This is a genomic window from Paenarthrobacter sp. C1 (assembly GCF_049315185.1).
GTDB classification, from domain to species: Bacteria; Actinomycetota; Actinomycetes; order Actinomycetales; family Micrococcaceae; genus Arthrobacter; species Arthrobacter nicotinovorans.
Genome location: NZ_CP186052.1, coordinates 2,854,452 through 2,877,982, shown reverse-complemented (window position 1 = coordinate 2,877,982; position 23,531 = coordinate 2,854,452). Strand labels below are relative to the sequence as shown.

19 protein-coding genes and 1 pseudogene are annotated in these 23,531 nt (G+C 61.1%); 16 read left to right on the top strand and 4 right to left on the bottom strand.

The annotated features are described in order from the left end of the window. Positions 1-246 precede the first annotated feature (246 nt). Positions 247-1,770, bottom strand: coding sequence for an APC family permease (locus ACNAOU_RS13500; protein ID WP_422757071.1), 1,524 nt, complete (start codon positions 1,768-1,770; stop codon positions 247-249). Between the two features lie 379 nt (positions 1,771-2,149). On the opposite strand from ACNAOU_RS13500, the gene ACNAOU_RS13495 reads away from it, so the two are divergent. The 11 genes and pseudogenes from ACNAOU_RS13495 (at position 2,150) to ACNAOU_RS13445 (ending at position 15,435) form a co-directional block, all read left to right on the top strand. Then, positions 2,150-3,523, top strand: a complete 1,374-nt coding sequence (locus tag ACNAOU_RS13495) for an aldehyde dehydrogenase family protein (RefSeq protein WP_133830837.1) — start codon at positions 2,150-2,152, stop codon at positions 3,521-3,523. Next, entirely contained in the window at positions 3,513-5,219 is a 1,707-nt protein-coding gene (locus ACNAOU_RS13490) for a diflavin oxidoreductase (RefSeq protein ID WP_133830836.1), read from the top strand. Before ACNAOU_RS13495 ends, ACNAOU_RS13490 begins: the two co-directional genes overlap by 11 nt. A gap of 220 nt (positions 5,220-5,439) precedes the next feature. Continuing rightward, positions 5,440-6,885 (top strand): glutamine synthetase family protein, encoded by a 1,446-nt coding sequence (locus ACNAOU_RS13485; protein ID WP_422757070.1) that lies wholly within the window; start codon positions 5,440-5,442, stop codon positions 6,883-6,885. Positions 6,886-6,951: 66 nt separating this feature from the next. Then, the gene (locus ACNAOU_RS13480; RefSeq protein WP_133830835.1) at positions 6,952-7,725 is read left to right on the top strand and encodes an SDR family NAD(P)-dependent oxidoreductase; all 774 of its coding nucleotides are present in this window, start codon (positions 6,952-6,954) and stop codon (positions 7,723-7,725) included. 1 nt (position 7,726) lies between these two features. Further along, complete coding sequence (locus ACNAOU_RS13475) at positions 7,727-8,467, top strand: gamma-glutamyl-gamma-aminobutyrate hydrolase family protein (RefSeq protein WP_133830834.1); 741 nt, start codon at positions 7,727-7,729, stop codon at positions 8,465-8,467. Continuing rightward, the gene (locus ACNAOU_RS13470; RefSeq protein ID WP_133830833.1) at positions 8,464-9,657 is read left to right on the top strand and encodes a cytochrome P450; all 1,194 of its coding nucleotides are present in this window, start codon (positions 8,464-8,466) and stop codon (positions 9,655-9,657) included. The genes ACNAOU_RS13475 and ACNAOU_RS13470 overlap by 4 nt, the downstream gene beginning before the upstream one ends. Positions 9,658-9,662: 5 nt before the next feature. Continuing rightward, a complete protein-coding gene (locus ACNAOU_RS13465; RefSeq protein ID WP_133830832.1) occupies positions 9,663-9,899 on the top strand; it encodes a ferredoxin in 237 nt (78 codons plus the stop codon). After that, on the top strand, positions 9,896-11,056 hold the full coding sequence (locus ACNAOU_RS13460; protein ID WP_242703047.1) for an NAD(P)/FAD-dependent oxidoreductase: 1,161 nt from the start codon (positions 9,896-9,898) through the stop codon (positions 11,054-11,056). The genes ACNAOU_RS13465 and ACNAOU_RS13460 overlap by 4 nt, the downstream gene beginning before the upstream one ends. 4 nt (positions 11,057-11,060) lie before the next feature. Then, entirely contained in the window at positions 11,061-12,845 is a 1,785-nt protein-coding gene (locus ACNAOU_RS13455; protein ID WP_133830831.1) for a helix-turn-helix domain-containing protein, read from the top strand. 207 nt (positions 12,846-13,052) lie between these two features. Beyond that, entirely contained in the window at positions 13,053-13,817 is a 765-nt protein-coding gene (locus ACNAOU_RS13450) for a type 1 glutamine amidotransferase (RefSeq protein WP_133830830.1), read from the top strand. Positions 13,818-14,110: 293 nt separating this feature from the next. After that, positions 14,111-15,435 (top strand): annotated as a pseudogene (locus ACNAOU_RS13445) (ISL3 family transposase). A gap of 132 nt (positions 15,436-15,567) precedes the next feature. Here the strand turns inward: ACNAOU_RS13445 and ACNAOU_RS13440 are convergent. The 3 genes from ACNAOU_RS13440 to ald form a co-directional block, all read right to left on the bottom strand. Further along, a complete protein-coding gene (locus tag ACNAOU_RS13440; protein WP_242703048.1) occupies positions 15,568-16,062 on the bottom strand; it encodes an HtaA domain-containing protein in 495 nt (164 codons plus the stop codon). 488 nt (positions 16,063-16,550) lie between these two features. After that, positions 16,551-16,808 carry a hypothetical protein gene (locus tag ACNAOU_RS13435; protein ID WP_133830829.1) on the bottom strand — a complete coding sequence of 86 codons (258 nt, stop codon included), beginning with the start codon at positions 16,806-16,808 and terminating at the stop codon, positions 16,551-16,553. A gap of 66 nt (positions 16,809-16,874) precedes the next feature. Further along, complete coding sequence (ald, locus tag ACNAOU_RS13430; RefSeq protein WP_166183130.1) at positions 16,875-17,990, bottom strand: alanine dehydrogenase; 1,116 nt, start codon at positions 17,988-17,990, stop codon at positions 16,875-16,877. Positions 17,991-18,154: 164 nt separating this feature from the next. Between ald and ACNAOU_RS13425 the strand changes: the two genes are divergently transcribed. The 5 genes from ACNAOU_RS13425 (at position 18,155) to ACNAOU_RS13405 (ending at position 23,357) form a co-directional block, all read left to right on the top strand. Continuing rightward, a complete protein-coding gene (locus ACNAOU_RS13425) occupies positions 18,155-18,610 on the top strand; it encodes an Lrp/AsnC family transcriptional regulator (protein WP_235509700.1) in 456 nt (151 codons plus the stop codon). A 201-nt stretch (positions 18,611-18,811) separates the two neighbouring features. Continuing rightward, on the top strand, positions 18,812-19,234 hold the full coding sequence (locus ACNAOU_RS13420) for a PAS domain S-box protein (protein ID WP_205679365.1): 423 nt from the start codon (positions 18,812-18,814) through the stop codon (positions 19,232-19,234). Between the two features lie 37 nt (positions 19,235-19,271). Beyond that, positions 19,272-20,051 carry an MBL fold metallo-hydrolase gene (locus tag ACNAOU_RS13415; protein WP_133830826.1) on the top strand — a complete coding sequence of 260 codons (780 nt, stop codon included), beginning with the start codon at positions 19,272-19,274 and terminating at the stop codon, positions 20,049-20,051. A gap of 191 nt (positions 20,052-20,242) precedes the next feature. Continuing rightward, positions 20,243-20,968 (top strand): winged helix-turn-helix transcriptional regulator, encoded by a 726-nt coding sequence (locus ACNAOU_RS13410; RefSeq protein ID WP_133830825.1) that lies wholly within the window; start codon positions 20,243-20,245, stop codon positions 20,966-20,968. A gap of 232 nt (positions 20,969-21,200) precedes the next feature. Further along, positions 21,201-23,357 (top strand): glycogen debranching N-terminal domain-containing protein, encoded by a 2,157-nt coding sequence (locus ACNAOU_RS13405; RefSeq protein ID WP_133830824.1) that lies wholly within the window; start codon positions 21,201-21,203, stop codon positions 23,355-23,357. Positions 23,358-23,531: the final 174 nt, after the last annotated feature.

Here is a 23,531-nt window from a genome sequence, read left to right as displayed (position 1 = left end):
CTGTCCTGGCGAGCCTTCTGAGGCGTTTGTACCAGGGCTGATAGATGGTCGCTTGCCTCAGTGGAGGTCCGGCGGTGTTGCACAGGCCTCAGAAGATGCAGGCCGGGCCATCGAGTTGACCCCGTCAGGTATGACCAGAAGTGGGGTGATCAGAGATCAACGGGTTCGGCACTGCTGTGGTGACGTCGTTCTGGAGGTCACCACAGCAGTGCCTCGGGCCCGGCACGAGTCCGGAATCCCGGGGGGTTAGCTCTTGTTTTCCGCCGTAGCGCAGTTCTCGCTTTTGGCCGGTTCGTGCTCCTGGCTTGATACCGGGGGCAGAAGCGCGGCGTATGCTTCGGGCCGTTTTGAGCGCATCACCAGTGCGGTCACCAAACCGCCGACAAACAGGGCTCCCATGACCGTTAGCAGGATGCCTGCAGCCAGGTCACCGCCGACAAGAAGCCCAAAGTTCTGCACGACCAGGAAGACAATCGCGCCGAGACCGATCACAGCAAGAGCGGGAGCAAACAGCGTGGCCCACAGCTTTCCTGTTGCCTTTCTCCGGAAGAACACGAGCACCGAGAATGACGTGAGGGCCATCAGAACCACCACGCCGAGTGTTGCTGATCCCGAAAACCAGGTGTACGCCTGCGTCACCGGGTCTAGCCCGAGGAGCGCCTCGACCCCAAGCAGGGCAATTGCCACGACCGACACAGTCAACGAGGCCCTGGAAGGAGCTCGGTGTCGGGGATGGACCGTGCCAAGCCCGGAGGGGAGCACGCCCTGCGTTCCGAGGGTGAACAGGTAGCGCGTCAGCACGTTCTGGAACGTGAGAATGCAGGCGAAGAGGCTGCTGATCAGGAAGACTTGAAGGAGAGTTGCCAGGACAGGGGAGACGTACTTCGCGGCCAAACCGACCACGATGCTGGTGGGATCATTCGTAGCCACTTCAACGATGTTGCTGTCACCGATACCGGCCTGCATGGCCCATGCGGTGAACGTGTAGAAGATGCCGACAGCGAGGACGGCGATGTACGTTGCGCGCGGTATTGTGCGGTCGGGGTCACGCGCTTCGTTGCGGAAAACAGCGGTGGCCTCAAAACCAATGAATGAGAAGAAGGCAAACATGACGCCCAGCGGCGGGACACCTTCACCCAGACGGGCGGGGGACAGTGAGTCACCGCTCAAACCTTCCGCACCGCCGTGGACAACCACCCCGATGTTTACTGCCAACAGAACGACCGTTTCAATGACCAGGACCACACCCAGCACCTTGGCGGAGAGCTCGACGTCCCGGTACGCAAGAGCACCGCAGATCGCCATCAGCACCAGACTGCACAGCCACCAAGGCAGATCCGGGCCGCCCAGATCGTGAACAGTGGTCTGGGCCGCTGATCCCAAGTATGAACACAGCGCAAGAAACAGGAGCAGGTAAGTACCCAGTGCAAAGGTGGAAGCCCCTAGCCCCATGCCCCGGCCGAGGCCAGTCTGTATGTAGGTGTAAAAGGCCCCCGCATTTTTCACGAACGGCGTCATACGCGTGAAGCCAATCGCGAACAGAAACAGGATCGCCGTGGCGATGAGGAAGAACAGTGGACCGCCCGTGCTTTCCGAGGCAGATACCACCACAGGCCAGCCGGCCACGACAGCTGTCATCGGTGCGGCACCAGCCACAACCATGAACACGATTGATCCGACACCTAGCCCGCGGCCGAGTAACTTGTCGGGGGTCAGGAGTCCGTTGGGTCCGGCATCCACCGGCTCAAATTGAACATTATTAGTTGCCATTCGTCCCTCCCGGACGTTTGAAGCCTAGTCATTTCACGATGCTTTCGACAGGGCGAAAATGAGTAGCACCGCTGAAATCCAACTGCAGTCGTGGCCCCCTTGCCACGGCTGCTGTGAACTGGGTTACAGCCTAAAGTCGCTCCTTACACGCTGCTGTGTCAGCTCTGCACACTATCCCCACCGCTCATGGTCGCAATGCACAGTTTTGGCGCATGTCACCCCGGTGTGCATGTTGCACATGCCTGACATCGATGTGGTGCCCGTCGCACTCGCTCCCTGGCCGGAGCCCGGGCATGCTCGATACCAACGGAGCTTCCCAGACTCCACATGGGACTAGGAATCTTTGACGAAATCCACTCTCCTGAAGGAGCACCCGAGTATGAGCAGCATTATTTCCGTTTACAACCCCGCTACAGAGGAACTGATTGGTGAAGTCCCTTCGTACGACTTGGCTGAGGTTGACGCGGCCGTCGAGCGTGCCCGGAAGGCGCAGAGCATTTGGGCGCGGAAGCCTATCGCCGAACGCCGTGACGCCCTCTGGGCCATCGCGGACGCTGTCATCGCGCACACCGACGAGCTGGCCTTGCTCGAATCAACCGACGTGGGCAAACCGCTGGCCGCCGCCCGGCAGGAAGTGCTCGGAGTAGCCGAATGCTTCAAGTACTACGCGGGCATTATCGACAAGATCCTCGGCGACACCATTCCCGTCGACGGTGGCATCAGCATGACCTTCCGTGAGCCGATGGGCGTCGTAGCCGTCATCTCCCCGTGGAACTTCCCTCTGCCGATCGCGTCATGGGGTATCGCACCTGCCCTCGCCTGCGGCAACGCCGTAATCGTTAAGCCTGCGGCCCTCACCCCGCTGTCCACTGTCCGTCTTGGCCAAATCGTGAACGAACTGGGCGTCGTCGGCGACGCGCTGCAGGTCCTCACCGGCTCTGGGGCACGCGTCGGTAACGCCCTTGCCGAACACCCCGGCGTTAACAAGGTCAGTTTCACCGGTTCCACCGAAACCGGCCGGTCGATTATCCAGGCAGCGTCCAAGACGATGAAACGGGTCACCCTCGAACTGGGTGGCAAGTCCGCCAGCATCGTCTACAACGACGTAGACCTTGCAAAGTGCGTCCAGGCGGCGCCTATGTCTGTCTTCGACAACACTGGTCAGGACTGCTGCGCCCGCAGCCGTTTTCTCGTTCAGCGGGGAGTCTTCGACGAGTTCGTTGAAGGGTTCATCGAAACGACCCGCGCCCTGAAGATCGGTAACCCGCTCGATGCCACAACAAATCTCGGCCCTCTGGTATCGGCCAGCCACCGCGAATCCGTGTCCAGCTTCCTCGGTGACGGACTGAACGTTGTCACCGCAGGCGAGGCACCGGAGGGTCCCGGCTTCTGGATGGCACCGCGGATCGTTATTGCGCCGGACCCCAAGAGCCGGGTGGCAACTGATGAGATCTTCGGCCCCATCGCCTCGGTCATCCCCTTTGACACCGAGGAAGAAGCCATCGCCCTGGCAAACAGCTCCATCTACGGGCTCAGCGGCTCCATCTGGACCAACGATGTAGGCCAGGCACTCAGGACAGCACGGGGAGTGGAGTCCGGGGCTCTGTCCGTCAACTCCAACTCTTCGATCCGGATGCAAACGCCCTTCGGCGGCTTCAAGCAGTCCGGCATCGGCCGCGGACTGGGCCAGGCAGCCATCGAGGCCTACACCGAACTCAAAACCGTCTTTGTAAGGACTGATCGTGACAACTGAGACAGGGGAACTGGTCCGCACCGACCAAGGCATCTCTTCCGAAGTTTCCGGTGCAACAGACAGTGCTGTGCAGACCCTGAGCGTGCTTTACGGCAGCCAGACCGGGAACGCAGAATTCCTGGCATCCAAGATCGTGGACAAGGCAAACGCCCAGGGCTATGCAGCCGAGCTGATGAGCCTGGACATGCTCACCCCCGAAGATGCGGCGCGCAAGGACCGGCTGCTGATCGTTACCGCCACACACGACAACGGCCACATGCCCGATAACGCGCAACCGTTTTGGGATCAACTTCAGAGCGCTGGCGCAGACCTCTTTGAGGATGTGCCCTTCGCGGTCCTTGCCATTGGCGACTCGATGTACGAAGACTTCTGCAAGGCCGGCATCGACCTTGACACACGTCTTGGCGAACTCGGCGGCAAGCGGATCCTTGACCGCCTTGACTGCGATGTCGACTATGACCTGACGTCGGGCAAGTGGATCAAGGGCATGCTTGAGACCTTCAAGACAGTTGTTCCCAAGAAGCCAGGCAAAACCCCGCAAGCCTCCTCCGCCCCGGGAACAACGCCCGCTGAGCAGCCCAAAACCACCCGCCGGGAACCTGATACGGCCACTGTCGTCGAGGCCCGCCTCCTGAGCGCTCCGGAGTCTGAAAAAGAGGTCTGGCACTATGAGCTGGAGGTCAGCGGCGACGGCCGCAACTACCGGCCGGGTGACTCACTCGCCGTAATCCCGGCCAACTCCGGCGAGCTCGTCGATGACCTCCTCGCCTTTCTGGGCCTCGAGGGAAGCGAGGTGTTCGGTAACGACGGCAAGACAGTACGCGAGTCCCTCCAAAACGACTATGAGCTTCGGCTGCCTCATCTGGGCATCGTGGCCTGGCTGGTTGAAGATCTCGCGCCCGATCATCCCGTGCGGAACCTCGTCGAGTCCGGTGATCGCCTGGCGTTGGAGAATTGGCTGTGGGGACGGGACATGCTGGACGTCCTGCAGGAAACGAGATCAACAGATGTTGATCCGCACGAGTTCATCCCAATGCTGCGGCCTTTGCAGCACCGGTCTTACTCCATCGCATCCAGTCCACTTGCTGACGGTGACCGTGTCCACCTGACGGTCTCTTCCGTGCGGTACGAGGCTGCCGGGCGCCGGCATTCGGGCGCTTGCAGCGGTTTCCTCCAGTCCGCCGCGGAAACCAAGACGGCCATGAAAGTGTTCCCGCTGCCGGCCCACGAGTTCCACCTGCCCGACGACAGCTCAACTGATGTGATCATGATCGGCCCAGGCGTCGGAATTGCCCCGTTCCGCGGCTTCCTTCGTGAGCGCGAAGTCTCACAGGCCCGGGGACGGAACTGGCTGCTCTTCGGGGACCGTCACGAGAAGCCGTCCTGGCTCTATCAGGATGAAATGGAAGAACTGCAGACCAATGGAGTGCTGGACCGGCTCAGCCTGGCGTTTTCCCGGGATCAACAGGGCAAGGTCTACGTCCAGGACAGGATCCGCGAGGAAGGTGAAGACGTTTTTGCCTGGCTGTCGGGCGGTGCTTCGGTCTACGTGTGCGGCGGCAAACAGATAGCACCTGACGTTGACGAAGCCTTGCTGGCCGTGCTCATCAGCCACGGTGGAATGACGCCCGAATTGGCGCACGACTACCTGCAGTCCATGAAAGGCGAAGGACGTTACGTCAAGGACGTCTACTAAGCCTGCCTGCCCGCTCGGTTCCGGGGATTTTCGCACCCCTGGAACCGGGCAGGAACACAACAAAGCCTTGGCCTGAGTGCAGGGACGCGGTCTCAAATGTGACGTGGCTTACCGAATGCATGTAGCCGGCAATCATGATGTGCACTTTGCACATACGCCCGCGAGACCCCGCATTTAGTGTCTTTAGTAACCGATATCAATGAGGATAAAGAGGTACACAGTGAATCCGATCACACAGGTCCCGGAGGACCTCCAAGAACTCGAGGCAATCGACATGCAGGATAAAACCGCCGCAAGGTCAGCCCACGACGAACTGCAAAAGTTCGTCTCCGAAAACGACATCAAAACCTTCAAAGTGGGCGTCGTGGACCTGGACGGTGTGTGGCGCGGCAAGCGCATCCCCGCCCGGTACTTCCTGGAAAGTGTCGCTGAGCGCGGCACAAACATCTGCAACATCATCTTCGGCTGGGACATTCAGGATGAGATCATTTCTGATCTCAGCTACACGGGGTGGGACTCGGGCTACCCTGACGTGACCCTGCTGCCGGATCTCAACACCCTGAAGGTTGTTCCGGGGGAACCTGGGGTCGCATCCGTCATTTGCGATGCCTACGAAATGTCCGGCGAGCCGGCGGCGATCTGTCCCCGGAGCATTCTTAAGCGGGTTGTGAAGAAAGCCGAAGACCTCGGTTACTCGCCGGTCTGCGCCTACGAGTTCGAGTTTTACCTGTTCAAGGGGACTCCAACCGAGCTTGCCGCCAACGGCTGGCGTGACCTGACTCCCATCACGGCTGGCAGCCACACCTACAGCCTCGTCAGGGACACAGGCACCGAGTTCCTCATCGGCGAGATCCGCCGCCGCCTGTCTGAGCAGGGTATTTTCATCGAGGCCAGCAACAGCGAAAACGGCCCGGGCCAGTTCGAGATGAACATCCACTACTCGGATGCTCTCGCAGCCGCGGACAACGCCCTCCGGCTTAAGGCCACCGTCAAGGAGGTCGCAGCTGAAGCCGGCTACACGGCATCGTTCATGGCCAAGATCAACCCGGAGTGGGCCGGCTCCTCCGGGCACATGCACCAGAGTCTCTGGGATCCGGAATCCGGCAAGTCAGCTTTCGCCAATGCCGAGGAGCCCGGCGAGCTGAGCGCCGTCGGGTACAACTACCTGGCGGGCGTCGTCGAGACGGCGCCGGAGCTTACCGCCCTCTACCTGCCCACCATCAACTCCTATAAGCGGACCGAAGGCGGGCAATGGGCCGGATCCAGCGCCACCTGGGGCCTGGACAACCGTACGGTTGCCATCAGGTCCATCCCGTCAACGGGCAGTGCTGCGCGCATCGAAAACCGGGTACCTGGCGCTGACGCCAATCCTTACCTGGTCATCGCTGCCAGCATCGCCGCCGGCCTGCACGGCGTGGACACAAAGATGACCGCTCCCAAGCGGGTGGTAGGCAACGCATACGCCCTGGAGGAGGGACACCAGGTAAAGGAGCTCCCCGCAACACTCGGCCAGGCCATCGAACAGTTCGAGAAGAGCGAGGTCGCCAAGGAGTACTTCGGTGAAACCTTCGTCACGCACTACGTCCAGACGAGGCGCTGGGAGCTCCGCAAGCTTCAGACCAGTGTCACCGACTTCGAAATCGCACGTTACCTGGAACGAATCTAGCGCCCAGTGCAGCGCTGAGAAGCGTTCAATCCACCATTTTCCTTACCAAGAAAGAAGAAACACCCAATGACTACTCACCCCGGAAAGATCGCCGCAGTCACCGGAGCCGCGTCCGGAAACGGCCTTGCCATCGCAGAAAAGCTGCTCAAGGAGGGCGCTACCGTCGTAGCCCTCGACCGTGACGAGGCCGCGCTCGAGCGCCTGGTTGGCCAGCACCCGGAAATGGTTCCTGTTGTTATGGACGTCGCCGACGAGGCTTCGGTCGGCAGCGGCATGGCCGAGATCGATGCCAAGTTCGGCCGGCTCGACACCCTCGTCAACAACGCAGGCATCGTCAAGGGCAGCAACTTCGATGACCTCGGCGTTGCCGAATGGGACCAGGTCTTCGCCGTGAACTCCACAGGCCCGTTCCTGGTCAGCCAGGCTGCACGTCCGCTGCTGGAGAAGGGCGCCGCCGCCCGAGGCGACGATTCAACCAGCGCCATCGTCAACATCACATCAGTCGAGGCCCATATCGTCATCGCCAGCAGCGGGCACCCCCAGGTGCATTACAACGCTTCCAAGGGTGCACTCCTGATGTTCACGAAGGCTTTGGCCATCGAAACCGCGGCTTCCAAGATCCGCGTCAATGCTGTTGCCCCGGGCTTCATCGAGACCCCGTTCACCAAGTCCGTGCTGGAGAACCAAGAGGCCGTGAAGTTCCTCCTTGACCGTACGCCGCTCGGACGTATCGGCCGCCCGTCCGACGTTGCCAACGCCGTCGCGTTCCTGGCCAGCGACGAGGCCAGCTGGGTGACCGGTACCACCATCCACGTCGACGGTGGCTGGCTGGTTTACTGACATGAGGGCGCCCCTTATTGCCATTTCAGCGGCTCGGCAAACCGTCGATACCGCCTTCGGCCCGATGCCTTCAACAGTCCAGAACATGGCCTACGCCAACGGCGTCCTTGCCGCGGGCGGCCGTCCTGCCATTCTTCCGTCAACGGCAACAATCCCCGATGCGGCCCTTGAAGGGTTCGACGGGCTCATCCTCACCGGCGGCGGCGACATCAGCCCCCGACTGTATGGCGAGGACCCGATCGACACGGTCTATGACGTCTGCGATATCCGGGACGATTTCGAGATCGAGCTTTACAACGAGGCCATGCTTCGTGGCATACCGGTCCTGGCGACCTGCCGGGGAATGCAGCTTGTCAACGTCATTCGCGGCGGAACCCTGGTCCAGGAAGTAAGCCCGGACCGAGGGCACTGGCAGGACAACCCTTCGCACCAACCGTGGCACAGGGTGCAGCTGGAACCTGATTCCGAACTTGCCCGGATCGCTAAAGGCCTGAGCATCCCGGTGAACAGCTACCACCACCAGGGCCTGGGAAGGCTCGGGAAAGCCCTTCGCATTGTGGGACGGGAAGGCGATGTTATTGAGGCAATCGAAGCCGATGATGCCAGCCTGATCGGGGTGCAGTGGCATCCCGAACACATGGTCGATTATGACGAAGCCCAGAAGGCTCTCTTCGTGGATCTCGTGGAGAAGGCCGCGGCACACGCACAGTCAGAGCAACTACTTCAGGAGCAATTCTCATGAGCACAGAAACCGAGCGCGGGCTCAGCCACAACAAGTCAGACTTTGACTTCCACGGACGGGCACTCGACAACATTTTCGACGACTACCAGGACATGCTCGCCAACGGTCCTGTCGGTCACAGCGACAAGTATGGGGGCTTTTGGTACATCACCAAGAGCGAAGACATCTTCAATGCAGAGCAGGATCCTGACACTTTCGCTGTCGGTCCCTCCATGCTCCTCCCTGCCTTCGGCACCGATGTCCCCCTTATCCCGATTGACATCGATCCGCCGACCCACGCTGACTTCCGCAAGATCCTGCTGCCGATGTTCACTCCCATGAATGTTTCCAAGCTGGGCCCGGGAATGCGGGAGACCGCCCGGCAGCTCTGCCAGGAGGTCCTCGCGGCGGGCGACGTCGTTGATGTCTCGGCGAAGCTTGCCCGCCCGATGCCGACAATCATCTTTAGCCGCCTGGCCGGATATCCGGAGCAGGACTGGCCGATTTTCGACCGGTGGATCGATGAGATCATCTATGAGCGCACGGCCCATCCTGAAACGGCCTACGCGGCCGGACGCGAGCTCAACGATTACTTCGACCGCCTTCTCGACGAACGGGAAAAGGCCGGACCGGAAGCAGAGGCCAGCAACGATCTGATCACCCAGCTTCTGAAAGCGGAGGTGAAGGGACGGAAGCTCACGCGTGAAGAACTGCTGTCGTACTGCTACCTGCTCTTCCTGGCCGGGCTGGATACGACCGCCTGGGCAATCCGGTCCGCCCTTTGGTACCTTGCCGGCAACCCGCACGCCCAGCAGCAGTTGCGTGAAGACCCGGACCTGATCCCCACAGCTGCCGAGGAGTTCCTGCGGACGCTTTCTCCGGTCCAGGCCATGGCCCGCACAGCAAAAGCAGACACAGTTGTCCGTGGCCAGGAGATCAAGGCCGGGGAACGCGTCGTGCTCGTCTTCGGCGCGGGCAACCGGGACCCGGAGGTCTACGAAGAACCCAATGAAATCAAGATTGACCGTGAAGACAACCGCCATCTGGCCTTCGGCGGCGGTATCCACCGGTGCCTTGGATCGAACCTTGGCCGCGCCGAGATGGTTATTGCCATGGAGGAATTCCTGAAGGCTGTCCCTCACTTTGAACGGGCGAATGACGACGAGCCGTGGCACGGCGTCGGCCCGCTTACCCTCAAGATTGGAGCTTGATCACTATGGGAGAACTTTGGGTCGATGGAGGGCGTTGCCAGGGCCACGCCCGGTGCTGGGCGCTGGCACCCGAAACCTTCGAGATCGACGAGGAAGGCTATGCGCACGTCATTCCTGGCCGCGAAAACAGCGGCGACGAGCCGAACGTCCGCAAGGCCATCCGGAACTGCCCTGAACGGGCAATCCTTGAACGGGAATCGACCGAGGCCGGCGAAAAAGCCGCAGAGGTTTCGGCGTCGTGACACATCTGCCAGACCGGGTCGCGATTATTGGCGCTTCGGTTGCATCGGCGATGCTGATTGAACGCAGCCGTGAGCTTGGGTTTGCAGGCGAATTTATCGTCATAGATTCCGACCCGAATGCGCCTTACGACCGGCCCCCGCTGTCCAAGCAGTTTCTTTTAGGCACTGGTTCCGTCGAACCGGCCGAGTGGTGGCCGGAGGCTACGCCGATCCTCAACGCAAAGGCGATCGGGCTGCTCCCTGACAAGCGGACTGTTCTGCTGGACAAGCTCGGAGAAGTGGCGGCTGACGCGGTCGTCATCGCATCCGGAGCCGGTTCCATCAGACTGCCAAAAGAGCCGGCAGGCGTTCTCAGCCTGAGAACCGCCGAGGATGCCCTCGCCCTGCGCAATGCCGTGGATGCAGGGGCTGCCAGTGCGATCATCATCGGCGCCGGAACCATTGGTGCGGAGCTCGCCTCCACACTGGCCCAGCGTGGGCTTGCGGTCACCGTAGTGGATCTGGCTCCGCAACCAATGCAGCGCTTCTTTTCAGGACATCTGGGGGAAGAAGCAAAGGCATGGATGCACTCGGCCGGTGTTGTAACCCACTTTGGAGTTGCTGTGGAGTCCATTCAGAAAACCGATGCCGCATGGACAGTCCAGGTCAGCGGCCTGGACCTGCACGCCGACCTTGTTATCAGCGCTGTCGGCGCCCGGCCCAATACTGAATGGCTGACCTACAGCGACCTCGACATTTCCAACGGAGTCCGTTGCACTGCCGACGGGAAGGCGCTGCTGACCAGCGGTGAAATCGCTGACGGGATCTTCGCTATCGGAGACGTTTCGGCACGGCAGGCCGAGGACGGAACGTTTCGGCGGTTCGAGAGTTGGACTCAGGCGCAACGGCACGGTGCAGCCCTGGCTGAATACTTCGCCGGCTTCGAATCCATGGAACTGGAACAGGCTCCGTACGGATGGACGGAGCAGTTTGGTCGAAAGGTCCAGGTACACGGGATGCTTCCGCCGGAAGGCGAACTTGTGCAGGTCTACGCTGCCGAGGAACGCAACGCCGCCTTGTACCGGATCGGATCCGCGGAGGAGGAGGCGGCCTGGATTGGCGTCAACGCGCCAAGGCAGTTCAGTCGGGCCTCCATGGGCATGAGCCTCCTAAGCTGAAAAGATGAATACCCCTGCTGAGCCCGCGGCGCCGCAACCGAACGAGGTCCTGCCGGCTGACTATCGCCAAAAACTCCAAATAGCAGAGCTCCGGGCAGATACCCTGTCTGAGCTCACGCAGCTCATGATGGAAGGACCCGATCCGCTCGCGCTTGCTCAAAGGGCAGTGGACCTGGTTGCCAGGGCAACAAACTCAGCAGGGGTTTTCGTCTACCTGTGGGATGAACAGGAACAAGTTCTTGTTATGCGTGCAGGTACCGCTGGAGTGCAGAGCCAGCAAGTTGGAAGGGTCACCCTTCGCCTCGGCGAGGGGGTAACCGGCTGGGTGGGGCTTACCCGGCAGTCAGTTGTCCTTAACAAAAACATTCAGCAGGATCCGCGGTTCGTCAGCATCAGCGAACTGCAGGAAGAAGATTTCAACTCGATGCTGGTAGTCCCGATCGTGGCTCCGACCGGGACGCTCCTGGGTGTATTCAGCCTCTGGTCGTATGTCGAGGAAACCTTCACGTGGGAGTCAAAGCTGATTGCCGACGAGGTGGGCATGCTGCTTGCCAGCGGCCTGCTGCAGGCTGAGACTGTTGATGACTTGCGGCGTCAGTCTGCAGCAGCACATTTCCTTGTAGATTTCCCGATCAACTCCGCCACTTCGGTTCTGCAATGCGCTCAAGTGGCCGCCCAGTCGATCCTCAAGCACATGAGCTCCGACGGTTGCGTCATCGAATATTTCGGTCGTGGTCCAGCCACATCCCCGCCCACTGCCATCGCAATGGACAAGGGCGAGCGAAGCGGAACAGTGGTTCGAACCACTCACTCACGAACAGCAACCTCCGAATTTATCGAATCCAACTTCGCCGGACATGAGCGGATATCTGTTTCCTTCGGCCTGACGAGCACCCGGGGCATCGTCACCTGCTACCGTCCACGCCGCTATTCCGCCAGGGAACTTGACCGACTCAGCGCCATTTGCTCCCAACTGGCCGCCCTGTTTGAAGCAGTAGAACTGGAATCGGTAGGTTCCTCCCATGCTTCACGCCTGCTTCGAAGCGTCGGCACGAGCACATTCGCCCGCATTCTGGAGGAGTCAGGCTGGTCAAAGGGCCGCACACTGCCTGTCCTGGTACGGGTGAAACGGCTGAAATTCGACTCGGATGCGGTGTCCAGGCGCATTGCCCCCTACCTGCAGGAACTGGCCGGCCCACGGTCCCTCGTCTTCACGGAGGGACCCCTCAGCCTGCTCTTTATTGATACCCCCTCCGGTACGGGAGAGGAGATCAAGGCGAAGCTGGAGACAACTCTTTCTGAGCTCGACGAACACCGCGGCGTCTCAGCCTTCGCCGGCCTCGGTCCGGTGGCCCGCGATGTCGCTTCCCTGCAGCCTGCGCTTTCCGACGCCGAGACCGCACTGGCATGGACAGAACTGGTTGCCAGGACGTCCGGGAGACGGGTCACCTCTTTCAGCGAAATAGAACATCTGCAGGACGTGCCGCTCGTAGGGGAAGGGATGTCTGCGGAGATCAAGGACGTGCTCGCTGAACTCAGGTCCCTCATGCGCTACGACGCAGAAAATGGAACCCAGTTGGCCGAAACAGTTGCCATGCTGCTATCCAACAAGGGATCCATTGCGGACACGGTCTCCAAGTTGCACATCCACCGCAACACGCTCCGGCAACGCCTCCAGCGCGTAGAGCAGCTCATCGGTCATTCCTTCGAAGAATCCGGAGACTGGCTACCCACAGGCATTGCCGCACGGTTGGCGGTGCGGGAAGGCCAGCGCGCGGTTCTTCAGTGACGGCAACGGCCGCCCAAACTAAATTCCTGTTCAAGGACCGTCCCATGGTGTGAATAGTGTCGACCCCAGCCATCCGAAGCGCCAATGCCTCAGCTCTGCAAGCACACACATTCGGATCTCCATGTGCAAATGGCACTGCGGTCGCGGCGATGCCGTTCGCTACCTTGAAGTATTGGAAACTCCGATCGCCCGATAAGGAATTCGAGCATGACCTACCAGCCAGATCTTTCCCGAGGCGCCGGCACTTTGCAGGCCCTCGTCATACAGCCGGATCCCTATTGCCCGATCGACCGTCTCGGCCTGTGGCTGCACGATGAGGGTATAACCACCAGAATTGTCCAGCCATTTAATGACGACGTGATCCCGGAAATACTTCGGGAGGACGCCCTGGTGGTCCTGGGCGGTGACATGAGCTCGCTGGACGACCATGTCTATCACTGGCTTGCCCACATCCGCAGCCTTATGGCAGCTGCTGCCAGCCACAGGAAGCCCACACTTGGGATATGCCTCGGAGCTCAGCTGATGGCACAGACTTTCGGCGGTACGGTGACCAGGGGCGACCAGGGCCTCGAGGCGGGAGTCGTAGAGGTAGCATTACGGTCCGAGGCGGCCGGGGATCCCCTGATGGCCGGGTTACCGGGCCCTTTCTGCGCCGGGGCCATGCATGGGGACATGATCGACCACCTGCCACCTTCGGCGGTCTGGCTCGGGATGACCGCCCAATATCCGCATCAGGCTTTCCGGGTAGGCGAAATGTCGTGGGGAGTTCAGTTTCACCCTGAGCTGTCGCCGGCGGTCTACCGCCAGTGGCTATCCCTGGTCGACGAGAATGACGCGGTTGCCATGGAGCGGGCAGGGCATGGTATGCAGGCGTTCGAGAATCAAGACCAGATTGTGAGGGAGCATACTGAGGCAATGGCACGACGCTTCGCCCACCTGGTCCGAACGACCGCAACAGTGGCTTCCCAGTAGACCAAGTGGTGTGGCGGCGCTGCCGTTGCGGCTTGGACGTGTCCTGGACATCCGGCGCCGCGCCTCCTGCCCCCGGCACCAGTCATTCCAAGGGGGCGGGAACATGCCATATCCGTCGTGATCGGATGCGCCAGGTATGTGGCCCTTCGCAGATGAGCGTGGTTAGTGCTGGCTGAGACTGTCCCCGCCGGGCATTGGATGTTGTCGGTGCGGCGTGGTGCGGTGGGAATAAGGTCAGGGCCTCTTTGAATTGGTTGCGGCCAAGCAAACCAACACCCAAAAGAGACCCTGACATGAATAACTCTATGTCTTGTTCCGGTGGCCGCTGGTGCACGCGCGCCGGATGCGCTGCTCGGTGTCGAGGGCCTCCACATCAACTCCGTCACAGCAACCGCCAACGGCCTGGTTCTGCACGTCGAAACCGGTGAAACCCTCAGTGGCTGTCCGGGCTGCGGCGTCGTCGCGGTCGGGCACGGCCGCCGGCCGGTTCGTCTCCATGACACCCCGTGTTTCGGTCGTCCGGTGCGGCTGCTGTGGGCCAATCGCGTCTGGCGCTGCCCCGACCCGGACTGTCCGGGGGAACACCTTCACCGAGGAACACCCGTTGGCCGGGCCGCGGGCGAAACTCACCGCCCGGGCAGTGGCATGGGCGACCGACGCGCTGCAGCGTTTCGACACTTCCGTTTCAGCCCTGGCCCATCAGCTCGGCTTTTCCTGGCACACCGTCTGGGACGCCATCAAGGCAGAGGCCACCAGGCGCATCGGCATCACGGAACGGCTGGCCGGCGTGAACGCGCTCGGCGTCGACGAGCATGTCTGGTCACACACGGGCCCGCCGGGATCCGGCATGGTCACCGGGATCGTGGACCACACACGGGACGCCCGCGGCATAGTTCACGCCCGGTTGCTGAACCTCGTTCCAGGACGGTCCGGGAAGGCCTACGCCGACTGGCTCAAAGAGCGCGGTGCCGCCTTCACCACCGGCATCAAGACAGCGGCCCTGGATCCGTTCCGTGGCTACGCGAACGCAATCCGCGATGAATTGCCAGAAGCCATCACCGTCCTGGACGCGTTCCACGTCGTAAAACTCGGATCGGCCATGGTCGATGAGGTCCGCCGCCGCGTCCAGCAGGACACCCTCGGACACCGCGGCCGCAAGGGCGATCCGCTCTACGGCATCCGCCGGGCGCTGCAAGTCGGCGCCGAACACCTCACCGACAAACAAACCGCCCGGCTCGACGCGAAGCTCACCCTCGGGGACCCGCACCACGAGGTCACCCTGGCCTGGCAGTGCTACCAGAAGCTCCGCAACATCTACCACGCCAGACCCGAGCGAGGCAGGGAACTAATCAACGAAGTGATCGCTTCGTTCCCGTCCTGCCCGATCCCGGAAATCTCACGACTGGGCCGGACGCTCAAACAATGGAAGGCAGCGATCCTGGCCTACTTCGACACCAACGGCGCCTCCAATGGACCCACCGAAGCGATAAATGGCGTCATCGAAACCACCCGCAGAATCGCCCGTGGCTTCCGCAACTTCACTAACTACAGACTTAGATGCCTACTCGCCGCCGGCGGCCACCGCCCCTACCGGATCAAACAAACGAACCATGCCTAAACGCGAAGGGCCAGGTATGTTGAAGCGCCTACGTATCTTGAGCTCCTTGCAACAAACAAACGCACCCGTGTCTTCAGGTGTTTCCCAGCACCGGCCCCAAGCGGTGTCGAACAGGTTCCCTCAAAGACGACGTCACGGTACTTTCACGAAGGATGGTGCTCTCATGGTCAGCGGAGCCAGGGTCTCTCCGGCTGAGTAGCTGTCTGCGAAGACAGCCGCTCCTGCGCTGGTCAACGCTACCTGGACATTCGCCCACATGGTTACGCCGTCTTCCACCGACACCGCCGGCAAACGGAGATCGGCGAGCTGCACCGTCTCGTTTCCTTGCTCGATGGACAGGCATGCCCCGTCCGGCCCGACTTCTATTTTTGGGTTGCAAATTGCGACCGACATAAGCCCATGGTGGGCGAGGAAGCGCGCCTCCCCACCGAACTGGAGCACAAAGTGGTCACCGGCAGACTGGTCCAGGCTCTTGAACGGGAAATAGAACTGCCGGGTATTGGTCACGGCAGCACCGTCACGCAAGAGTATGCGTCCGTCATGCATGGACTGCACGTAGCGGACAAAGCTGTCTTTGACCGCCCATGCCATGCCGAGATCTGCTCTTTCAACAGTGAGTTCGGACATCAGGGTTCCTTTGTCGTTGCCAGGTTGCACAGGGCCGGTGGCGCTCCCCGCTCTCTGACACACCAGGTAGGGGAGGGGCTTGCGGCTGTTCATCTTCGACCATTTTCGTGGCGGTTCAGGTGATCGACATGTACTGCGGGCACATCATTCGCGCGGACCGTGTGCCTGGCGCCCATCGGAAAGGACGGTCGTTGAGGTTACGAGCCTGCTGGGGGAGCGCTGATGGGCGCGGCCCGTCAGGCCGGGTCTGAATTAGAGTGCCATATTCAGTCGTTCAGACGCGATGCACTCGTAGACGAGCCCGGGAGGAATCCGGTGGCAGAGCTCCAGGGTGTAGGACCAGGGGCCGTGCCAGGTGACAAGAACACCTGACGCTTCACTGTTGTCCCGTTGGGAACGCAGCCTGGTGATTGCTGCTGACAATTCATTATCACTGTGAAACCGTTCCCGATGCTGTACGTATCCAGCCGCCTTGGACTGCCCGCCCCTCATGATGCAGCCTCCCGCTGGAAGTCAGGGCAACGGCTGAACCTCTCGGTTTCCCACTTGTAGTCGACCCACACGTTGAAACCGTCTGCCCGGTGAAATAGCCGGCGGGGCTCAGCGCCGTCACTGTCGAGCCACAGGATTTGATCATCGTCGGTGACTGCATCGACAACTCCGCGCCGGATCTCCTCATCCTGAAGTTTAACAATGACCGGCTGGCCAATCAGCGGCTGCCACTTGGGTTGCAGGTGAAATGCCATTCGATGCTTTCCCTTCCTGTGAAGCGGGCCGTGTCTGCCTTCTATCGGGCAGACACGGCCGATGCCTTAAACCGTTACCAGGTCCTGCCAGTCGGCGAGGTCATGCCCGTGGGCATCGCTGACAGACTTGTGGGTGACCTTGCCTGCCGCCACGTTCAGACCGCCGGCGAGAGCGGGGAGCCGGTCGAAAGCACCCTTGACGCCGTAGTTGGCCAAAGCCACCGCGTAGCGGAGCGTGACGTTGGTCAGGGCGTAGGTGGAGGTGTTCGGGACAGCGCCGGGCATGTTGGCCACGCAGTAGAAGATCGTCTCGTGGACCTTGTACGTGGGTTCCTGGTGCGTGGTGGGGTGGGTATCTTCAAAGCAGCCGCCCTGGTCCACGGCGATGTCAACGAGCACCGAGCCGGGCTTCATCCGGGCCACGAGGTCGTTGGTGACGAGCTTGGGTGCCTTGGCGCCCGGGATCAGGACGGAGCCGATGACGAGATCAGCATCGATAACGGACTTTTCGATCTCGTATGAGTTGGACGCTACGGTCTTCAGGCGGCCCTGGTACTGGGCGTCCAGCTCGCGCAGCCGGTTGATGTTGATGTCCAGGATGGTGACGTCGGCGCCGAGGCCGAGCGCCATGGCCGCGGCGTTGGTGCCGGCGACGCCTGCACCGAGGACGACAACCTTGGCGGGACGGACGCCCGGAACGCCGCCGAGCAGCACACCCTTGCCCCCTGCCGGCGCCATGAGCGAGGTCGCACCGACCTGGACGGAGAGCCGGCCGGCCACTTCGGACATCGGGGCGAGCAGCGGCAGTGCCCGGCCTTCCTGAACGGTCTCGTACGCGATGGCGGTGACACCGGATTCGACAAGCGCCTGGGTCAGTGCGGGTTCCGCTGCAAGGTGCAGGTAGGTGAAAAGTAGCAGGCCCTCACGGAAGTGCCGGTATTCGGATGCCACGGGTTCCTTGACCTTCATCACCATGTCGGCCCGCGCCCAGGCCTCCTCTGCGGTCTCGACGATCTCGGCTCCGGCAAGGGCGTACTCCTGATCGCTGATGCCGGAACCGGCGCCGGCGCCGGTTTCCACGAGCACGTCGTGGCCGTTTGCTTTGAATTCGTGGACGCCGGCGGCAGTGATCGCGACGCGGAACTCGTTGTTCTTGATTTCCTTGGGGACGGAGATGATCATGACTCATGCTTTCTGAGGGGATTGATGCTTGTGGGCAAAAGAATGACAGAAAATGCGGAAACGTGAGCCCTGCTCGCAGGATCTGCGGCAGAATGGAAGCAGCTCATTAATTCCTGCATTGTGAGGAGCGTTACAGAGTGTCGGACTCGCAGAAACTGCAACAGGTGCCATTGGACGAAGTGGACCACAAGCTTCTTGGCCTGCTGTCCAATAATTCAAGGCGTACCAATCAGTCGTTGTCGGAGGCCCTCGGACTTGCGCCGTCAACCTGTCTTGCCCGCCTCAAGGCGCTCAAAGAGTCGGGGGTAATCAAGCGCTTCACCGTCGAAGTCGCACCCGAAGCAATGGGCCTGCCCCTCCAGGCCCTGGTCAGCGTGCGGCTTAGGCCTGGGGCCCGGCACCTGATGAATGCCTTCGGAAATGAGTTGCGGGACCTGCCCGAGATCAAGCAATTCTTCGTTCTTGGCGGTGCAGATGATTTCCTGATCCACATCACGGCCAGGAATACCGAGCACATCCGTCAATTCGTACTGGACCATCTGTCATCGAATCCTGCCGTCGCAGGCACCCAGACCAACCTCGTGTTCGAGCATGGCCACGGAACCGCCTTCGGACTCTAGGGATCTGGGACAAATGCCGCCGATGGCCCAAGCCAAAGGGCATCCCCGTTTTTCCCGACATCTGCGGCAGGCCCTGGTCGGCGAAACAGCAGGGACGCTGACTCCTTCCAGTCCATGTATTGCACTAGTGGGGGGCGGCCCCACCTGCTGCAATGGCAATACGAGACGCGAAAGAGTCGCTCATCAGGGAAAGGAGTCGAAGTGTCATCCTCAGATGCACATAACCCCGACTTTCAGAAAATCTTCGAAAGTCTGCCGAACCAATACATCATCGTCACCCCCGACAGAACGATCGTCGCTGCCACTGACTCGTTCCTTGCATCTACGGGAAAGAGCCGCGAGGGAATCGTCGGCATGGACATCCTCGAGGCTTTTCCGGACAACCCGGACAACCCTGACGCCAAGGGAACAGAGATTCTGCGCAGCTCCATCGAGCGTGTTGTCGAAACCGGCAAGATCGATATTCTTCCGCCTGTTCGCTATGACATCGAGAACTCAGACGGGATTTTCGAGCCCCGGTGGTTCCAGCCCCTGAACGCTCCGGCTTTCGACGATGACGGCAAGCTCGTCTATGTCCTGCACGGGGCGGAAGACATCACGGCTCAAATGACGAGCAAGAGCTGAACCCCGGCCGCCACCGACCCGATAAAGGACTGAAATTATGGACGACGTCAAAGCAACCCTCATTGGAGGACCGACCCTGCTCCTCGAGATCGCCGGCTACCGGATGATCACTGACCCCACCTTCGATTCCCCCCAGGTCTACCACCACCCAATCGCCGGACCCGTCATCAAGAAGCTCGCCCCCAGCGCCACCCCCGAGGAGCTTGGCCACGTTGACCTGGCACTCGCCTCCCACGAGCACATCGACAACCTGGACGTGGCCGGCCGGGGTTTTCTGACGATGGTGCCGCTTGCCCTCACCACGACGGAGGCTGCGAAGAACTTCGGCCCCAACGTCCGCGGGACCAGCGACTACGAGACTCATACCGTTACGCTTCCCGATGGCAGGCAGATGAAAATCACGGCAGTGCCGGCGCATCATGGCCCGGAGGGCGTGTGGGACGCACTCGGGCCCGTTATTGGCTTTGTCCTCGAAGCAGAGGGCATGCCGACGATTTACATCAGCGGTGATAACTCCGAGCTGGATATCGTGCGCGAAATTGCGGATCGTTTTCCAGCCATTGATATCGCTGTGCTCTTCGTCGGCGGCGCAAAATTCGATGTGATCGCAGATGGCGCGTACATCACCCTCAGCAATGACCGGGCCCTGGAGGCGGCCAAGATCATGGGTGTCAAGAAGGTCGTTCCAGTGCACGAGGATTCGTGGGAACATTTCAGCCAGAATGCGGACCAGATCAGCAAGCTTTTCGCCGATGCCGGGCTCAGCGAACTCCTCATCGCCTTGAAACCGGGGGAGTCTGCAGACATCCGGCTCTAGCAAACGGACCGCAGAATCGAAGGTTGGACGGTTATCGGCCAACCTTCGATTCTTGCTTAAAGGCAGAACCGGTGAAGGCCTGCGACGGACAGGCGGGCATCAACTTATGTGCGTGGCGCACACACAGCACCTCGAAGGGTCGGGAAGAATGGTGGCAGCACAACTCACGGATCGCTTGGAGCTCAGGGACGATGACGACCATTGCGGAGCAGTTCACCCGGGAACAAGACGACCTGGCGAAAACAGCAGGGCGCCCGAGTGCCGATTATTGGTCGATATCACAAGGGCTGCGGCTGCTGGGTGACCGCTGGTCCCTATTGATCGTGCGCGAACTCCTCTGCGGTGAAATGGGGTTCAACGATATGTCCCGGGCCCTGCCTGACCTTTCGCGGACACTGCTTTCCCAGCGGCTCAAGCGCCTGGTCCAGCTGGAGCTTGTCGTTCGCAACGATGAAACCGGCCCCCGCGGCTCACGACGCTACAGACTGACGCCGGTCGGCTACGCGCTGCGGCAGACCTTGGAGTCGCTGGGCCTCTGGGCGAGTCATTGGCATGCGCCCTTTGAGAATGACCTGCGGACAGGGCTTGGCACGCTGCTCGAACACATGGGCCGCAGCCTTGTGACAGATTCCCTGCCCAGGAAGTCGATTGTCCTGGGGTTCGAGTTCGACAACGTCAGGGGAGCTCCCCTTCATGGCTGGATCTGCACAGAGAACAGCAAGACAACCGCGAGCATCGGCCGCGCAGAACGTGTCCCGGATCTTCAGGTTCATGTCGCCCCGCGGGTGCTCTACGACCTCTGGTGGGGTCTGCGCCGCTGTGAGGAGGCGCGGCAGCTGGGCTCCATCGGGTTTGTTGGCCCGCAAGAGTGGGCTGCGGACTTCTCCGGCTGGTTCGCCCCTCGGGCAGCTTCCTAACGGTCAGCGCCCACCATACGGTGCCCCGCGGTTGACAGGCCCGCCGTTTCCCGGCTTCCTGCTATACAGGTACGTTGCACTGGGTCCTGTTTCTGGATGCCATGCAGGGATATGAAACAGGGTCTACACCCCTTAGCCGGGGGAGAGTAGGGTCAAGTAAACAGAGGTGCCGTCGCCCAAGCGTGTCTAAGAGACCACGTTGTGCCGGCGCTGCTTTCTTGGAGGAACCAGGATGGCTGGATGGAATGCTGACACGGCTGCCGGCCCAGTAGGGGCAGGGACCGTCACCCTGGTCGAGGAAACCTCGTTCTGCATTTCTTTGCCCAATGGCGACATTCATCCCGAGCACCCGCATGGCCTGTTCGTGCAGGACACCCGATTCCTGTCCCGCTGGAACCTGACAGTCAACAGTCATCCGCTTGAGTCCCTCGCTGCCGAGACGCGCGAGCCGTTCCGGGCCCTGTTTGCAGGTCGCGTTCCCCGTTCCGACGGATATGCCGACAGCCCGCTGATCGTGGAGCGCCTGCGGGAAGTCGGCGCGGGTATTCAGGAGCGACTTACCGTCCGCAATTATTCAACCAAACCCGTCGAATGCGCGATTTCCCTCGAGGTTGAAGCTGACTTCGCGGACCTTTTTGAAGTGAAGGAAGCCCGGATCCAGCGTGCGTGGGACGCAACCCGGTACGTGGATGGGGACCAGCTGACCATTTCCGGTGTCTGGCAAGGCATGCGAAAACGGGTCGTCATTCAGGCTCCGGGAGCAGAGGTGAAGCCGGAGGGGGTCACCTTTCTGGTATCTGTCCCACCGCAAGGGGACTGGAGCGCTGTCGTCAGTGCCCGGGTTGAGGTTGAAGGCTCTGGCCGGAGCGCCACCCTTGTCCACCCTGAGGGGGAGGAGTTGTCCCCCAGTGACCGGCGCCGCAAGGAATGGGTTGCCAGGATTCCCGTCGTTCGCATGGGTAACCGATCCATTGAGCGTACGTTACGGCGGAGCTACGACGACTTGGGTGCCCTCCGGATCGAGGATCCGGATCATCCCGAACGCGTTGTGGTGGCGGCAGGTGCGCCGTGGTTCATGACGCTCTTTGGCCGGGATTCCCTGTGGGCCTCGGAAATGGCGTTACCGGTGGATCCCTCACTGGCTTTGGGGACGCTGCAGACGCTGGCGGACCGGCAAGGAACCATCGTGGACCCGCTGACCGAGGAGGAGCCCGGCAAGATCCTGCACGAAGTAAGGCTTAGCCTCAATGCCGGTTTGGCCCTTGGAGGCAACTCAGCCTACTACGGGAGCGTCGACGCGACTCCGTTATTTGTGGATGTGCTCGGAGCCGTCAGCCGGTGGGGATTCGGAGCAGATATTATCGCCGGTTTGCTGCCCCACGCGGACCGCGCCCTGGAATGGATACGTCACTACGGGGACAAGGACGGCGACGGTTTCGTCGAATATGAACGGCTCAACGACCAGGGCCTGATAAACCAAGGCTGGAAAGACTCCTGGGACGGCATCAATTTTGCCGATGGAACACTTGCGGAGCCCCCGATCGCGCTCTGTGAAGTCCAGGCCTATGTCTATGCTGCGTATACCGCGCGTGCCTGGATGGCATACGACGCGGGCGACACGGCACGGGGAGATGATCTCGCCGATCGGGCGGCGGAACTGAAGCGGAGATTTAACGAGCAGTTCTGGATGCCGGACCGGGGGTACTATGCAATCGCACTCGACGGCAGGAAGCGACAGGTGGACGCGTGTGCTTCCAACATGGGCCACTGTCTGGTCTACGGACTCGTAGACGAGGACAAGGCTCCGCAGGTTGCCGAGCGGCTTATGTCTCCGGAGATGTTCAGCGGCTGGGGTATACGGACCTTGGCCAGCAACATGGGCGCATATAACCCGGCCAGCTATCACAACGGCTCGGTATGGCCCCACGACAATGCAATCATCGCTGCCGGTCTGTTGCGATACGGCTTCGTGGCGGAAGCACAGCGCATTACCACTGCGATATTGGAAGCCGCCGAATTCTCGGGCGGGCGCTTGCCCGAGCTCTTCTGCGGCTTCAGCCGTGATCAGTTCGCCGAACCCGTACCCTATCCAACGGCGTGTTCGCCCCAGGCTTGGGCAGCAACGGCCCCGATCCTCCTGGTGACGAACCTGATGCGGTACGACGTTCATGTCTCCCGTCGGGGACTGTGGATGGATCCTGTGCTTCCGGAAGCCTATGGTGATCTGCACATCACCAACGCACCTGTGGGTGGCGGCCGGATCACCATCGACATCGATAGGTCCGGCCCCTCTATTCAGGGCCTGCCTGAGTGGATGGAATTTCGACGCGGACATCGGCCATGGATTACGGAACTGGTCGAACAGGCAGACCGCCGACGACGGAAGTAGGCAGCCTGACTGTCGTCGACACCCTCGATGTTACAGCGCCGCCATCCCCTCTGGGACGAAGCCGGCGAACAGTTAGATGATGACTTCTGGCACGCCTCCCGTTAGGCGCGGCGACTTGCCCAACGGGAGACGTGGCATGATGAGCGCTATCTTCAGCGCTCATCGTGCCCGCAC